The following is a 14,222-nucleotide window of genomic DNA, read 5'->3' on the forward strand; positions in this document are numbered from 1 at the left end:
GGCCACTACTAGACCAGCCGCCACCGACAACCCTCCGACAGACGACCGACAGCGGCTCCGGACGCGCCGACAGCCCGCCGATGGGGGATGTCGGCGGGCTGTCGTCCGTACCGCGATGGCGCGAGGGGAAGCCCCGGTGACCAGGGCGGATCAGGGAGCCGACGGGCTCCCCGGGGTCAGTGGAAGGTGTGCTCCTCGGCGGGGAAGGCCCCACCGCTGACGTCCTCCGCGAAGGCGCGCGCGGCGTCGCCGAGCGTCTGGCGCAGGTTGGCGTACTGCTTGGTGAAGCGCGGCACCTTGCCGCCGGTGAGGCCGGCCATGTCCGTCCAGACGAGGACCTGAGCGTCGGTCTCGGGCCCCGCGCCGATGCCGATGGTCGGGATGTGCAGGGAGCGGGTCACCTCGGCGGCCAGCTCGGACGGCACGAGCTCCAGGACGACCGCGAAGGCGCCGGCGTCCTGGGCCGCCTTGGCGTCGCTCAGCAGCCGGTGCGCGGCCTCGTCGCTGCGGCCCTGCACCCGGTAGCCCATGGTGTTGACGGACTGCGGGGTCAGGCCGAGGTGGGACATCACCGGGATGCCGGCCTGGACCAGCAGCTCGGTCTGCGGCAGCGAACGCTCGCCGCCCTCCAGCTTGACCGCGCCGACGCCGGCGTCCTTGACCAGCCGGGTGGCGTTGCGCAGGGCCTGGACGGGCCCTTCCTGGTACGAGCCGAAGGGGAGGTCGCCGACGACGAGGGCCCGCTTGGTGCCCCGCACGACGGCGGCGGACAGCAGGGTCATCTCGTCCATCGTCACGGGCACGGTGGTGTCGTAGCCGAGGTGACAGTTGCCCATCGAGTCGCCGACGAGGACGACCGGGATGCCCGCCTCGTCGAACACGGACGCCGTCATGGCGTCGTAGGCGGTGAGCATGGGCCACTTCTCGCCGCGGGCCTTGGCGGCGGCGATGTCGTGGACGGTGATGCGGCGCGTGCCCGTGCCTCCGTACAGCGCCTTGCTGCTGTCGGGGGACTGCGTCGGGGCAGGCTGAAGCGTCATGGTGAACGGCTCCTTCGTCATCTCGAGGCGCCCTGACGGCGTCCCCGGATCACGTCCATGGTGGCACTTCACGAGGCGGCGGGGGAAGTGGGCCGGAGTGGTGCTGTTCACACGCCGACCGGGCGAACCCTTCCGATACGAGACGGCGCCGTATCGAAATACGGGTAGGCGTGGCGGCATGTCCCAGCCGTCCGCCGTTCCCGCGGCACCCCGGATCCCCGAGGCCGTCCACCGCCGCCGCTGGGTGGTCCTCGGCGTCCTGACGCTCAGCCTGCTGATCGTCGTCCTCGACAACTCGATCCTGAACGTCGCCGTCAAGACGATCGCCAGCCCCGCCCCCACCGGCATCGGCGCCGGTCAGAGCGAGCTGGAATGGGCGATCAACTCCTACACCCTCGTCTTCGCCGGACTGCTGTTCACGGCGGGGCTGCTGGGCGACCGATGGGGCCGCAAGAAGGTGCTCCTCTTCGGCATCGCCGTCTTCGGTGCGGGCTCCGCGCTCGCCGCGTTCTCCGGATCCCCCGGCGAGCTCATCACCTACCGGGCCGTCATGGGCCTGGGCGCCGCCTTCGTGATGCCCGCCACCCTCGCCGTCCTGATGAACGTCTTCGAGCGCGAGGAACAGCCCCGGGCCATCGGCATCTGGGCGGGCAGCGTCGGGGTCGCCATCGCGGTCGGCCCGATCACCGGCGGCATCCTCCTCGAACACTTCTGGTGGGGCTCGATCTTCCTGGTCAACGTGCCGGTCGTGATCCTCGCCTTCGTGCTGATGGCCTGGCTGGTGCCCGACTCCCGCGACCCCGCGCCCGGCCGGATCGACGTGCCGGGCGTCTTCCTGTCCGTCGTCGGCCTCGTCCTCCTCGTGTACGGGATCATCCGCGGCGGCGAGCTGGCCGACTTCACGGACCCCACCGTCCTCGCCCCGCTGCTCGCGGGCCTCGCGGTCCTCGTCGGCTTCGTCCTGCACGAGAAGCGCAGCGACCACCCGGCGATCGACATCGGCTACTTCGCCAAGCCCGCGTTCTCCGCCGCCGTGGCCGCCATCGCGCTGGTCTTCTTCGCGCTGATGGGCGTCACCTTCTTCTCCGCCTTCTACCTGCAGAGCGTGCGGGGCTACAGCGCGCTGCAGGCCGGACTGCTGATCCTGCCCATCGCCGCCGCGCAGCTGGTGTTCTCGCCCCGGGCGCGACTGGCCGTCGAACGCTTCGGCGCGCGGGTGGTGTGCGCCGGGGGCATGCTGCTGGTCGCCGCGGGCCTGACCGCCTTCACCTTCTTCGACGCGCACACGCCGGTGTGGACCCTGGAGCTGGTGTTCTTCGCGCAGGGCCTGGGAATGGCGCACATCATGCCGCCGGTTACCGTCGCCGTGATGCAGGCCCTGCCCCGGGAGAAGGCCGGCTCGGGTTCGGCGATCAACAACACCTTCCGGCAGGTGGGGGGCGCGCTCGGGGTGGCGGTGCTCGGATCGGTGCTCTCGGCCACCTACCGGGGCGAGATCGAGGGCCACCTGACCGGGCTGCCCGCGGGCCTGCGGGACACGGCCGGCGAGTCGATCGAGGCCACCCTCGGAGTCGCCGCGCGGCTCGGCCCGGAGGGGTCGGCGCTGGTGGCGCCCGCGTACCACGCCTTCCTCGACGCCATGCACGTCACGGCCGCCTGCTCGGCCGCGATCGCCCTGTTCGGCGCGGTCGTCGTGGCCGCCTTCCTGCCGGGCCGCCGGGCGGGCGGACCGGGCGCCCCCGGCGGGCCGGAGTCCGTCGCGAAGCCCGAACCGGAGTCGGACGCCGGGGCGAGCGCGCCGGTCCGGAGCTAGGTCCTGTCCGGGCGATCTTCGAGGACCGGCCGCGGCGTCGGATGTGGTGCATCGCAAGGCGGAGGATCGCCCTCGTACTGGGCGTACTCGGGCGACTCCGACAACGCCGCGAGGTGCCGCAGCCGTCGTCGCGGGCCCGAGAAGATCGCCCGGACAGGGCCTAGCCGCTGCCCTGCCGGGAAAGCCCCGGTGGGACCGGCCTTCCGGACGCCGCCCGTCTCCGGGGGCCGCCGTGGCGGTGGCGCCGCCGGGGATCGGGAGGATGCGAACAGGTGACGGCAGGTGTCCCGCGGTGACGGCGAAAGGCGGAGCGGACGTGTCCCTCGAAGACGACGGCGCCCCGAAGGGCCCGCGGGGCGGGGGCGCCGCACGGCGCGGGCGGCCGCGCAGCGAGGCCGCCGAGCGGGCGATCCTGGCGGCGGCGACCTCGCTCCTGGAGGAGGGGGTCCCGCTCGCCGACCTGTCGATCGAGCGGATCGCCCGCACCGCCGGGGTCGGGAAGGCCACCATCTACCGCCGCTGGCCCGGCAAGGAGGAGCTCTTCGTCGACCTCCTGCGCTCCGTCGAGCCGCCCGATCCGGCACTCCCCGGCACCTCCGTCCGCGACGACCTCGTCACGCTGCTCGAGTCGCTGCGCCGGCGCGGACTCGCCGAACGGAGTTCGGCCCTGCTGCACAACGTCTTCTCGCAGATGCGGCTGTATCCCAAGCTGTGGGAGGCGTACCACGCGACCGTGATCGAGCCGCGCCGACGGATCGGCCTGGACGTGCTGCGCCGGGGCATCGAGGCCGGCGAGATCCGGGCCGACCTCGACCTCGAACTGCTCGACGACCTCTTCGTCGGGCCTCTCCTGCTGCGCACCGTCATCCGGCCCGGCGCCCCGCCGGACCCCGGTCTGCCGGAGCGGGTCGTCGACGCCGTCCTGTCCGGCGTGCGCCCCGAAGCTGACCGAACCGTACGAATGTGCGCGTTCTGTCACAGCCGCACCGCCCGGGCCACCCGCAGGAACCCGCCGCGCCGCTCTGTCGTCCCCCGTGGCAGTACGACGGACCCGTCATCACCTAGTGTCGACGTCGGGTCACCGAGCAAGGCAGTGAGGACAGAGTGATGGCGCGGGTGGACATGACGGAGACCGAGAACGGCGGCGCACGGGACGAGCGCTCCGGATCGCGGTTCCGATCGGTGCTCGGGCGCCGGCTGGGCGACCGGGGCATCTGGCGCCGCGGGATCCTGCTGGCGGTCTGCGCCGTCCTGCTCACGCTGCTGATGGTCCTGCACTCCGACATCCCCAACCGCATCGGCAACCTCGGCAGCCTCACCGAGACCTTCCTGCCCTGGCTCGGCCTGCTCGTGCCGGTGCTGCTGGTCCTCGCACTGCTGCGGCGCTCCGCGACCGCGCTGATCGCCCTGCTGCTGCCGGCCGTGGTCTGGCTCAACCTCTTCGGCGGCCTGGTCACGGACAAGTCCGCCGACGGCGGCGACCTCACCGTCGCGACCCACAACGTGAACGCCGACAACCCGGACCCCGAGGGCACGGCCCGCCAGATCGCGGCGTCCGGTGCCGACGTGGTCGCGCTGGAGGAGCTCAAGGGCGAGATGGTCCCGGTCTACGAGCGCGGCCTGGCCGACACGTACGCCTACCACTCCGTGCAGGGCACCGTCGGGCTGTGGAGCAAGTACCCGATGCGCGACACGCGTGAGGTCGACATCCGGATGGGCTGGACCCGCGCCATGCGCTCGACCGTCACCACCCCCCAGGGCGCGGTGGCCGTGTACGTCGCCCACCTGCCGTCCGTGCGGGTCAAGCTGAACGCCGGCTTCACCGCCAACCAGCGCGACCGGAGCGCCAACGCGCTCGGCGAGGCCATCGCCGACGACGCGAACCGCAGGGTCATCCTGCTCGGCGACCTCAACGGCACCATGAACGACCGCTCGCTGAACGCCGTCACCTCGCAGCTGCGCTCCACGCAGGGCGCCTCCGGCGACGGCTTCGGCTTCAGCTGGCCGGCCTCGTCCCCGATGGCCCGGATCGACCAGATCATGGTCAAGGGCGTGGAGCCGGTCTCGTCCTGGACGCTCGCGGAGACCGAGAGCGACCACCTGCCGATCGCGGCGCGCATCAGCCTGTGACGGCACGCGCCGGAAACCTCCCCTTCACCCGCGTTTTCCATCGGGCGGGGAGCCTTTGTTAAGTTGCAGAACTAACTTCTCGAAAGGCTCTCCCATGCCCCTGGCGCTGCTCGCGCTCGCCGTCTCCGCCTTCGGCATCGGCACCACCGAGTTCGTGATGATGGGCCTGCTGCCCAACGTCGCCGGCGACCTCGGCACCTCCGTCCCCACCGCCGGGTACCTCGTCTCCGCCTACGCGATCGGTGTCGTCATCGGCGCCCCGCTGCTCACCGCCCTCGGCTCGCGGGTCCCGCGCAAGCGGATGCTCCTGCTGCTGATGGCCCTGTTCACGGTCGGCAACCTGGCCTCCGCGCTGGCGCCCGGCTTCGGCTGGCTCGTGGCCGGCCGGGTCCTGGCCGGGCTCCCGCACGGCGCGTTCTTCGGCGTCGGTGCCGTCGTCGCCGCCCGCCTGGTCCCCGAGGGCCGGCAGGCGCGGGCGGTGGCCACGATGTTCCTCGGCCTGACCGTCGCCAACATCCTGGGCGTCCCGGCCGCGACCCTCCTCGGCCAGCACCTCGGCTGGCGGGCCACCTTCCTGGTCGTCACCGCCATCGGCCTGCTCGCCATGGCGGCACTCGCCCGGCTCGTGCCGCGGGTACCGGTCGACGCGCAGCAGAGCCTGGGCCGTGAACTGCGCGCGCTCGGCCGCCCCCAGGTGCTGCTCGGCCTGCTCACCGCGGTCTTCGGCTTCGCCGGCGTCTTCGCCGTCTACTCCTACCTCGCCTCGATGACCACCGAGGTGATGGGCTTCGGCGAGTCCTCGGTCACCCTCGTGCTCGCCCTCTTCGGGATCGGCATGACGGCCGGCGCGCTCGCCGCGGGCCCCCTCACCGACCGCGCGCTGCGCCCGACGCTCTACGGTTCGCTGGCCGCGCTCGCCCTCGTGCTGGTCGCCTTCCGCTTCACCGTCCACGTGCCGTGGCTGGCGCTCGTGACCGTCGTCGTCCTCGGCGCGGTCGGTTTCATGACCACCACCCCGCTCCAGATGCTGGTGATGAACAAGGCCAAGGACGCCCCGACCCTCGCCTCCGCCTCCAACCACTCCGCCTTCAACCTGGCCAACGCGGGCGGGGCCTGGGCCGGCGGCGCCGCCGTCGCGGCCGGCTGGGGCTGGACCTCCCCGGCGCTCGTCGGCGCCGTCCTGACGGTGGTGGGCCTGGCGGTCGCCGCCGCGGCCGGACTGCTCGACCTGCGGGGCGGCACGCCCGAGGGGGCTTCCCGCGTCGTCGCGAAAAGCCCCCTCCGTGCGGCGGGAACGCCGGCCGGCGGCGCGCCGGCCGGCGGCGCGCCGGCCGGCGGCGCGCCGGCCCCGGTCAGCGAGCCGTCGTCTCCCGCCAGCGGTTCGTGATCGGAAGCCGGCGGTCCTTGCCGAACCCCTTCGCCGAGATCTTGGTGCCCGGCGGGTACTGGCGCCGCTTGTACTCCGCCGCGTCCACCAGGCGCAGCGTGCGCGCCACCAGCTCCTCGTCGAAGCCGGCCGCGACGATCGCGTCCTTGCCCTGGTCGCGGTCGACGTACATCGCGAGGATCCGGTCCAGGACGTCGTAGTCCGGGAGGGAGTCGGTGTCGACCTGCCCCGGGCGCAGCTCCGCGCTCGGGGGCTTGGAGATCGAGTTCTCCGGGATCGGCGGGGTCTGACCGCGGTCCTCGGCCGCCCGGTTGCGCCAGCGGGCGAGCCGGAACACCGTCGACTTGTACACGTCCTTGATCGGGCCGTACGCGCCGACGGAGTCTCCGTACAGAGTGGAGTAGCCCACCGCCAGCTCGGACTTGTTGCCCGGCGCGAGGACGATGTGGCCCTCCTGGTTGGACAGCGCCATCAGCAGGGTGCCGCGCAGCCGGGACTGGAGGTTCTCCTCCGCCAGGCCGGACAGGCCCAGCGCCCCCATGTACGCGTCGAACATCGGCTCGATCGACACCGTGCGGAAGTTCAGGCCGGTGCGCCGGGCCAGTTCGGCGGCGTCGCTCCGGGAGTGGTCCGAGGAGTACTTCGACGGCATCGAGACCCCGTACACGTTCTGCGCGCCGACCGCGTCGCAGGCGATCGCGGCGACGAGCGCCGAGTCGATGCCGCCGGACAGGCCGACGAGGACGGACCGGAAGCCGTTCTTCGCGGCGTACGCACGCAGGCCCACGACGAGCGCCGAGTACACCTCCTCGTCGTCGTCGAGCCGGTGGGCGTAACCGCCCGTCAGCTCCCGCTCGTAGGCGGGCAGCGGCTCCTCGGAGAGGACCACCCGGTCGATCCGCAGCCCGTCGTCCACGACGCCGGTCGGCGCGTCGGCCGAGGCGGCCGGCAGGTCGAGGTCGAGGATCACGCTTCCCTCGGAGAACTGCGGGGCACGGGCGACGACTTCGCCGGCGGCGTCGACGACGATCGAGTCACCGTCGAAGACCAGCTCGTCCTGACCGCCCATCATCGCGAGGTACGCGGTGGTGCAGCCGGCCTCCTGGGCGCGCTTGCGGACCAGTTCGAGCCGGGTGTCGTCCTTGTCCCGCTCGTACGGGGAGGCGTTGATCGAGACGAGCAGCCCCGCCCGCGCGCTGCGGGCCGCCGGCACCCGGCCGCCGTCCTGCCAGAGGTCCTCGCAGATCGCGAGGGCGACGTCGACGCCGTGGACCCGGACGACGGGCATGGTGTCGCCCTGGACGAAGTAGCGGTACTCGTCGAAGACGCCGTAGTTGGGCAGGTGGTGCTTGGCGAACCGCAGCACCACCTCGCCCCCGTACAGCACGGCGGCGGCGTTCTCGGGGGATCCGGCGGGCCGGCCGAGGCGCGGGCGGTCCCGCTCGGAGCGGTCGAGGTAGCCGACGATCACCGGCAGTTCCCCGAAGCCCTCCGCGGCCAGGCGCCCGGCGAGCGCCCGCAGGGCGTCCCGGGACGCCTCCACGAACGAGGAGCGCAGGGCCAGGTCCTCGACGGGGTAGCCGGTGAGCACCATTTCGGGGAACGCGACGAGGTGCGCGCCCTGCTCGGCGGCGTGCCGGGTCCAGTGGACGATCGCCTCGGCGTTCCCGGCGAGGTCGCCGACGGTCGAGTCGATCTGATTCAGAGCGAGACGTAGTTGAGGCACGGGCTCAGTGTAATCGTCAGACCGACGCTATGTCCTGGGATACGGGAGCCCGGCGGGAACGGTCCGGCGGAAACTGCCGTCGGACCGGGCCCTGCGCGAGGGTCACGCGGTGGGACCCGTCCAGATCGCGTCCTCGTAGTCCAGCACCTTGGGACCCACTTCCAGCTGCATCTCGCCGTCGGCGTTCGCGGGCAGCGAGAAGGCGAACTTCCCCTTGGCCTGCTTGCCCGGCAGCAGCCGGCCCCTGAACGGCTCGGAGGCGCCGCTGCCGTCGAAGATCTGACCCGCCGCCGCTCCCGCGCCGTCCCGGACGCTGGGCAGGGCCGTGGTGATGTCCACCGCCTTGTCGGTCCCGTTGACGAGGGTGATCGTCACCTGGAAGGCGCTGTTGCCCTTGGTGTGACCGGCCGCGAACTCGTCCGGCCGGTACGCGCGCGGCTTGGAGACGGTCACCTTCATGCCGTCGGGGTAGGTGTGCGTCCCGCCGAACGCCAGCGCCGCCGGCGCGGACTCCGTCGGCAGGTCGTCGGGCGTGGCGGGACCCGGCTCGGAGGGGGCGGCCGTGGCCGACTCCTGCTCGCGCATCTCCTTCTCCAGGTCGTCCGCCACGTCGCCGACCGCCATGACGATGACGACCAGCCACACGAGCGAGACGACGACGGTGACGGCGCCGAGGACGATGCCGGCGACGGCCGCGCCCTTGTCGCTCGCCTCGCCCCGGCGGGCACGGGCGTGACCGACCAGACCGAGCACGAGGGAGAGCACGCCCAGGACACCGCCCAGCCAGAACAGGAACGGGACGATCCCGAGGACCAGCCCCACGATGCCGGTGACCAGCGCGGCGATGCCGAGGCCGTTGCGGGCCTGGCGCACCGGCGGTGGCGGCGGCCCCCAGGGCATCTGGGCGGGGGCGTGCGGGGGCATGGTCATGCGGCATCCTTCGCTGCGGGCGCGGGGGGCGGGGAGGGACTCCTCGGCCGGCACCGGCACACAGGCCCCCCTGGTGATCATGACCGTATGGCGGCGGTACGCGGGGGCGCCAGGGATTTTGCGGGCGAGACGGGTTCGTGACCCGGGCTCGGTGCCGCGGCCCACCCGGCCGGTGCGGCTGCGGCGCCTCCCGCCCACCCGGCGCGGGCACCCGCCTCCCGCCCGGCTCCCCGGACCCGCCTCCCGCCCGGCTCCCCGGACCCGCCGCTCGCCCGGCTCCCCGGACCCGCCGCTCGCCCGGCGCCGCTCGCCCGGTGCCGGTCGGCGGCTCCGGGCGCCGCTCGTGGCAGGCTGGCTCGCGGCAGCCGCCGTCTCCGTGGCCGAGGAGCGCCCTTGAGCAGGTTCGTCCGCGTCGGCGGAGTGGCCCATCACGTCGTCGTGGAGGGCTCCGGGCCCGTCTGCGTCCTCAGCGCGGGCCTCGCCATGTGCTGGTTCGACTGGGACCCGGTCGTCCGGCTGCTCGCCCCGCACCGCACGGTCGTCCGCTTCGACCGCCCCGGTCACGGGCTCTCCGCCCCCGCCGCCGTCCCGCCCAGCGCGGCAGGCGAGGCCCACCGGATAGCCGGAGTCCTCGACGCGCTGGGCCTGCCCGGCCCCGCCACCGTCGTCGGCCACTCCATCGCCGGTTTCCACGCCGAGGCCCACGCCCGCCTGTACCCGGCCCGTACCGCCGGGGTCGTCCTCGTCGACTCCTCCGTCGAGGAACAGGCCCGGCCGCCCGCCGCCCCCGCCCTGCGCACCGCCGTGGCCCGCGCCCTCGGCACGGTGCTCGGCGCCGCCGGAGCCCCGGCCGCCCTCGGCCCGGCCGTCCGCCGCGCCGGCGTGCGGCTGTCACGCCCCACGGGCGGCGACCCGGCACCCGTCGCCCTCGTCCGCGCCTGCTACGCCACGACCCGCGTGCTGCGCGGCGCGCTCCTGGAGAACACCCACTACCGCGCCGTCGCCGCCGAACTCCTCGCCCTGCGCGAGCGCTTCCCGCTCCCGCCGGACCTGCCCGTCACCGTCCTCGCGGCCCCGGACGGGTCGGCCCGCTGGGACCGGCGCCAGCGCACGCTGGCCCGGCGGCTCGGCGCCCGCTACGAGGCGGTCGAGCCGTCGGGCCATCTGATGATGCTGGACCGCCCGGACGCGGTGGCACGGGCGGTTCTGCGCACCGGCGGTCAGGACGAGGCGTAGACGCTCGCGCAGAACGCCTGCATCTGCTCGTCCGACAGGTGCTGGGCCAGATCGGCCTCACTGATCATTCCGATGAGCCGCTTGTCCTCGATGACGGGGAGCCGGCGGATCTGATGACCCTGCATCTCCTCCAGGACCGCGCCGACGTCCGCGCCCGAGTCGATCCAGCGCGGGGTGCCCTGCGCCATCTCGCCACAGGTGACCTTCGCCGGGTCGTGGCCCATGGCGACACAGCCCACGACGATGTCGCGGTCCGTGATGATGCCGCACAGCCGTTCCTGCTCGTCGGCTATGGGAAGCGCGCCCACGTTGAGGTCGCGCATCATCTGCGCCGCACGGTCGAGCGTTTCGTGCCGGGGGATCCACTGGGCCCCGGGGTGCATGATGTCCTTGGCCGTGGTCATGGGGTGCGTACCTCCGTAGAACGACGTCGTACGTACGTCCCCGAGCCTCACCCATTGTCCGCGTACGGGGCGGCCCCCGCGACCGCTGGGATCACGGGGGCCGCCCGGCCTTCGGGAGCGTCAGCCGCGCGGCTTCGCGCCCCGCGCGGCCAGCAGATCCGCCATCAGCGCCAGCTCGGACTCCTGGGCCTCGACCATGCCCTGGGCGAGCTTCCGCTCGATGTCCACGGAGCACTTCTCCACACAGCCGCGGGCCATGTGGACGCCGCCCTTGTGGTGGTCGGACATCAGCTGGAGGTAGAGGATCTCGGCCTGGCGGCCCTCGGCCTTCCGCAGCCGGTCCAGCTCCGTCTTCGTCGCCATGCCGGGCATCAGCGCCCCGTCGAGCGGGCCGGCGTCACCGTGGCCGCCCATGCCCATCCAGGACATCGGCTCGGTGCCGGACTCCACCTTCGGCAGCCCCCACAGGTCCAGCCAGCCCAGCATCATGCCGCGCTGGTTGGCCTGCGTGTTGGCGATGTCGTACGCCAGCCGGCGCACCTCCTCGTCCTTCGTCCGGTCCCGGACGATGAACGACATCTCCACGGCCTGCTGGTGGTGCACCGACATGTCGCGGGCGAAGCCCGCGTCCGCCGACTCCGTGACGGGCGTCCGCGGCTCCGCGTCGCGCTGGGCCGAGGCGACCGTGAGGGCGCCGCCGGCGAACAGCAGCGCCAGGACGACGGCGGTGATCGCCGCCCACTGCGTGCGGTTCGGGCGGGACCCGCTCACTGGCCCGTCCCGGCGGCGCCCTGACCCTCGGCGCCCAGCCCGCCGGTGCACGCGGCACCCGGCTCCGGGGTCTGCGGGCCCTGCACGTACTTGGTGAAGAACGCGTCCACGCGCGGGTCGCTCGCGCCGTCCACGGTCACCTGCTTGCCCCAGGCGCTCAGCATGATCGCGCCGGCCTGGTCGTCGACCGGGCTCATCAGGGAGTACGGCGTCTTGCCGACCTTCTCGGCCAGCTTCTTCACGTCCGCCTCGGCGGCCTTCTTGCTGTACGTGACCCAGACCGCGCCGTGCTCCAGGGAGTGCACGGCGTTCCTCTCGGCGATCTTCTGCTGGTAGACGTCGCCGTCGCAGTTCATCCAGACCTGGTCGTGGTCGCCGCCGACCGGGGGCTTCATCGGGTACGTCACGGCGTTGGTGACGTGGTTGCGGCCGAGCTTCTTGGCGTCCCAGGACTTCTCGTCCTTGATGGGCGCCTTGGCCGCGGCCTCCTTCTGCTCCTTCTTGTCGGCCTGGTCCTTCAGCACGTAGCCGCCGAAGCCGACGAGGGCCAGGACGACGACGGTGGAGACACTGATGGTGAGGATGCGGTTGCGGCGGTCGCGGGCCTTCTCGGCGCGCCGCATCTCCTCTATGCGGGCACGGCGGTCGGAGGCGGCGGAGCGGTTGGCGGCCATGGTGATTCGTCCTTCTGTGGTGAGGGGGGTCGTCACGCGTCGGTCGGGACGCGGCGGGCGGGTGCTGCGGGTGACCCGACCGTCACGTCCGCAGGACTTGAAGGACGTGCAGGTCCGGCGCACGCGGCTGTGCGCCGGGGCGGGGAGCCCGGCCGGTGTCGTGCGACGGGCCGGTGCCCGGCGGCCGGCCCTCCGCGCGCAGCGGGGGGTCGAGCGGCGGGGCGGTCAGCACCGCGGGGCTGAGCGACGGGAAGAGCGAGCAGTCGCCGCGGTCGTACGGGCACACGTACTCGTCCGCACCGGACCGGTCCGCGCCGCGCGCGACGACGCCGGCGACGTCCGTGCCGTCGGCGGCGTGGCGCTCGTGCGCCCGCGGGGCCGTGCCGTGCGCCGGACCGCCGCCCAGACAGACGAAGAGCGCGGCGAGGAGCGTCGCCACGGCACTCATCAGTGCCACGGGACGCGCGCGCCGGGTCAGGCGGACGAGTGGAGGGCCCCCCATGGGCGGAGATCGTAGTGGCCGACGGACCCGGAGGGCACGGGTGGGTGGACGCCCGGGGTGATCGGACGCGCGAGAACGGCCCCCTCCCCCGTTACCTGTGTCACACCCGAGCAGGCACTATGGGTGTGCAACGTGCGCGAAACCATGTGGTGGGATGCTCAGGTGCCCTCCGATATGCCCAAGGCGGTGGGAACAGGCGGCCTGACCAGCAAAGATGGGTGTGGAAATGGACAAGCAGCAGGAATTCGTGCTCCGGACGCTCGAGGAGCGTGACATCCGGTTCGTGCGCCTGTGGTTCACCGACGTGCTCGGCTTCCTGAAGTCGGTCGCCGTGGCGCCCGCCGAGCTTGAGCAGGCATTTGACGAAGGCATCGGCTTCGACGGGTCCGCCATCGAGGGCTTCGCCCGTGTATACGAGTCGGACATGATCGCGAAGCCGGATCCGGGCACCTTCCAGATCCTGCCGTGGCGCGCCGAGGCCCCGGGCACGGCCCGGATGTTCTGCGACATCCTGATGCCCGACGGTTCGCCGTCCTTCGCCGACCCGCGGTTCGTCCTGAAGCGGATGCTGGCCAAGACGTCCGACCTCGGCTTCACCTTCTACACGCACCCCGAGATCGAGTTCTTCCTCCTGAAGGACAAGCCGCTCGACGGTTCGACCCCCACGCCCGCCGACAACTCCGGCTACTTCGACCACACCCCGCAGAACGTCGGCATGGACTTCCGCCGCCAGGCGATCACCATGCTGGAGTCGATGGGCATCTCGGTGGAGTTCTCCCACCACGAGGGCGCGCCCGGCCAGCAGGAGATCGACCTCAGGTACGCGGACGCGCTGTCCACGGCCGACAACATCATGACCTTCCGCCTGGTCATGAAGCAGGTCGCGCTGGAGCAGGGCGTGCAGGCGACGTTCATGCCGAAGCCGTTCTCGCAGTACCCGGGCTCGGGGATGCACACCCACCTCTCCCTCTTCGAGGGCGACCGGAACGCCTTCTACGAGTCGGGTGCGGAGTACCAGCTGTCCAAGGTGGGCCGCTCCTTCATCGCCGGCCTGCTCAAGCACGCCGCCGAGATCTCGGCCGTCACCAACCAGTGGGTCAACTCCTACAAGCGCATCTGGGGCGGCTCGGCGCGCAGCGCGGGCGCGGGCGGCGAGGCCCCTTCGTACATCTGCTGGGGCCACAACAACCGCTCGGCCCTGATCCGCGTCCCGATGTACAAGCCCGGCAAGACGGGCTCCTCCCGCGTCGAGGTCCGCTCCATCGACTCCGGCGCGAACCCGTACCTGACCTACGCCGTCCTGCTGGCGGCGGGCCTCAAGGGCATCGAGGAGGGCTACGAGCTCCCGGCGGGCGCGGACGACGACGTCTGGGCGCTCTCGGACGCCGAGCGCCGCGCGATGGGCATCGAGCCGCTGCCGCAGAACCTGGGCGAGGCGATCGCCCTGATGGAGAAGAGCGAACTGGTCGCCGAGACGCTCGGTGAGCACGTCTTCGACTTCTTCCTGCGCAACAAGAAGCAGGAGTGGGAGGAGTACCGCTCCGAGGTGACGGCCTTCGAGCTGCGGAAGAACCTGCCGGTGCTGTAAGGCCAGGTCAGCGGGGGTGCC

Annotated in this window: 12 protein-coding genes and 1 pseudogene; 6 read left to right on the forward strand and 7 right to left on the reverse strand. The window is 72.6% G+C overall.

Annotation, left to right across the window (positions count from 1 at the left end; translation table 11 throughout):
- Positions 1 to 176 precede the first annotated feature (176 nt).
- Complete coding sequence (gene panB / locus ACE1OA_RS24720; RefSeq protein ID WP_356609249.1) at positions 177 to 1,040, reverse strand: 3-methyl-2-oxobutanoate hydroxymethyltransferase; 864 nt, start codon at positions 1,038 to 1,040, stop codon at positions 177 to 179.
- Positions 1,041 to 1,218: 178 nt separating this feature from the next.
- On the opposite strand from panB, the gene ACE1OA_RS24725 reads away from it, so the two are divergent.
- From ACE1OA_RS24725 to ACE1OA_RS24740, 4 genes and pseudogenes are all read left to right on the forward strand, one after another.
- Positions 1,219 to 2,853 (forward strand): MFS transporter, encoded by a 1,635-nt coding sequence (locus ACE1OA_RS24725; protein WP_432753415.1) that lies wholly within the window; start codon positions 1,219 to 1,221, stop codon positions 2,851 to 2,853.
- Positions 2,854 to 3,115: 262 nt separating this feature from the next.
- Positions 3,116 to 3,793 (forward strand): annotated as a pseudogene (locus tag ACE1OA_RS24730) (TetR/AcrR family transcriptional regulator); the annotation flags it as partial.
- A gap of 167 nt (positions 3,794 to 3,960) precedes the next feature.
- A complete protein-coding gene (locus tag ACE1OA_RS24735; RefSeq protein ID WP_384868549.1) occupies positions 3,961 to 4,983 on the forward strand; it encodes an endonuclease/exonuclease/phosphatase family protein in 1,023 nt (340 codons plus the stop codon).
- Between the two features lie 94 nt (positions 4,984 to 5,077).
- Entirely contained in the window at positions 5,078 to 6,370 is a 1,293-nt protein-coding gene (locus ACE1OA_RS24740) for an MFS transporter (protein ID WP_432753416.1), read from the forward strand.
- Here ACE1OA_RS24740 and ACE1OA_RS24745 read toward each other — a convergent pair.
- Entirely contained in the window at positions 6,336 to 8,096 is a 1,761-nt protein-coding gene (locus ACE1OA_RS24745; protein WP_356609241.1) for an NAD+ synthase, read from the reverse strand. The two genes, ACE1OA_RS24740 and ACE1OA_RS24745, sit on opposite strands and share 35 nt — an antisense overlap.
- 102 nt (positions 8,097 to 8,198) lie before the next feature.
- A complete protein-coding gene (locus tag ACE1OA_RS24750; protein ID WP_432753417.1) occupies positions 8,199 to 9,026 on the reverse strand; it encodes a DUF4190 domain-containing protein in 828 nt (275 codons plus the stop codon).
- Positions 9,027 to 9,419: 393 nt separating this feature from the next.
- On the opposite strand from ACE1OA_RS24750, the gene ACE1OA_RS24755 reads away from it, so the two are divergent.
- Positions 9,420 to 10,262 (forward strand): alpha/beta fold hydrolase, encoded by an 843-nt coding sequence (locus ACE1OA_RS24755; RefSeq protein ID WP_432753418.1) that lies wholly within the window; start codon positions 9,420 to 9,422, stop codon positions 10,260 to 10,262.
- Here the strand turns inward: ACE1OA_RS24755 and ACE1OA_RS24760 are convergent.
- The 4 genes from ACE1OA_RS24760 to ACE1OA_RS24775 all read right to left on the reverse strand — a co-directional run bounded on the left by ACE1OA_RS24760 (position 10,247) and on the right by ACE1OA_RS24775 (position 12,613).
- The gene (locus tag ACE1OA_RS24760; RefSeq protein ID WP_356609235.1) at positions 10,247 to 10,666 is read right to left on the reverse strand and encodes a CBS domain-containing protein; all 420 of its coding nucleotides are present in this window, start codon (positions 10,664 to 10,666) and stop codon (positions 10,247 to 10,249) included. The two genes, ACE1OA_RS24755 and ACE1OA_RS24760, sit on opposite strands and share 16 nt — an antisense overlap.
- Before the next feature lie 120 nt (positions 10,667 to 10,786).
- On the reverse strand, positions 10,787 to 11,437 hold the full coding sequence (locus ACE1OA_RS24765; protein ID WP_356609233.1) for a DUF305 domain-containing protein: 651 nt from the start codon (positions 11,435 to 11,437) through the stop codon (positions 10,787 to 10,789).
- On the reverse strand, positions 11,434 to 12,111 hold the full coding sequence (locus tag ACE1OA_RS24770) for a DUF3105 domain-containing protein (RefSeq protein ID WP_356609231.1): 678 nt from the start codon (positions 12,109 to 12,111) through the stop codon (positions 11,434 to 11,436). Before ACE1OA_RS24770 ends, ACE1OA_RS24765 begins: the two co-directional genes overlap by 4 nt.
- Positions 12,112 to 12,193: 82 nt before the next feature.
- Entirely contained in the window at positions 12,194 to 12,613 is a 420-nt protein-coding gene (locus ACE1OA_RS24775; RefSeq protein ID WP_356609229.1) for a hypothetical protein, read from the reverse strand.
- A 226-nt stretch (positions 12,614 to 12,839) separates the two neighbouring features.
- Here ACE1OA_RS24775 and glnA point away from each other — a divergent pair, with 226 nt between their 5' ends.
- Entirely contained in the window at positions 12,840 to 14,201 is a 1,362-nt protein-coding gene (gene glnA / locus ACE1OA_RS24780; RefSeq protein WP_147977741.1) for a type I glutamate--ammonia ligase, read from the forward strand.
- Positions 14,202 to 14,222 lie beyond the last annotated feature (21 nt).

It is taken from the genome of Streptomyces sp. JL2001, assembly GCF_050917515.1.
Taxonomy (GTDB): domain Bacteria; phylum Actinomycetota; class Actinomycetes; order Streptomycetales; family Streptomycetaceae; genus Streptomyces.

Bases quoted from the DNA above. Each gene is read 5' to 3' on its own strand.
- panB (WP_356609249.1), bottom strand. From the start codon at position 1,040: ATGACGCTTCAGCCTGCCCCGACGCAGTCCCCCGACAGCAGCAAGGCG.
- ACE1OA_RS24725 (WP_432753415.1), top strand. From the start codon at position 1,219: ATGTCCCAGCCGTCCGCCGTTCCCGCGGCACCCCGGATCCCCGAGGCC.
- ACE1OA_RS24735 (WP_384868549.1), top strand. From the start codon at position 3,961: ATGGCGCGGGTGGACATGACGGAGACCGAGAACGGCGGCGCACGGGAC.
- ACE1OA_RS24740 (WP_432753416.1), top strand. From the start codon at position 5,078: ATGCCCCTGGCGCTGCTCGCGCTCGCCGTCTCCGCCTTCGGCATCGGC.
- ACE1OA_RS24750 (WP_432753417.1), bottom strand. From the start codon at position 9,026: ATGACCATGCCCCCGCACGCCCCCGCCCAGATGCCCTGGGGGCCGCCG.
- ACE1OA_RS24760 (WP_356609235.1), bottom strand. From the start codon at position 10,666: ATGACCACGGCCAAGGACATCATGCACCCCGGGGCCCAGTGGATCCCC.
- ACE1OA_RS24770 (WP_356609231.1), bottom strand. From the start codon at position 12,111: ATGGCCGCCAACCGCTCCGCCGCCTCCGACCGCCGTGCCCGCATAGAG.
- ACE1OA_RS24775 (WP_356609229.1), bottom strand. From the start codon at position 12,613: ATGGGGGGCCCTCCACTCGTCCGCCTGACCCGGCGCGCGCGTCCCGTG.
- glnA (WP_147977741.1), top strand. From the start codon at position 12,840: ATGGACAAGCAGCAGGAATTCGTGCTCCGGACGCTCGAGGAGCGTGAC.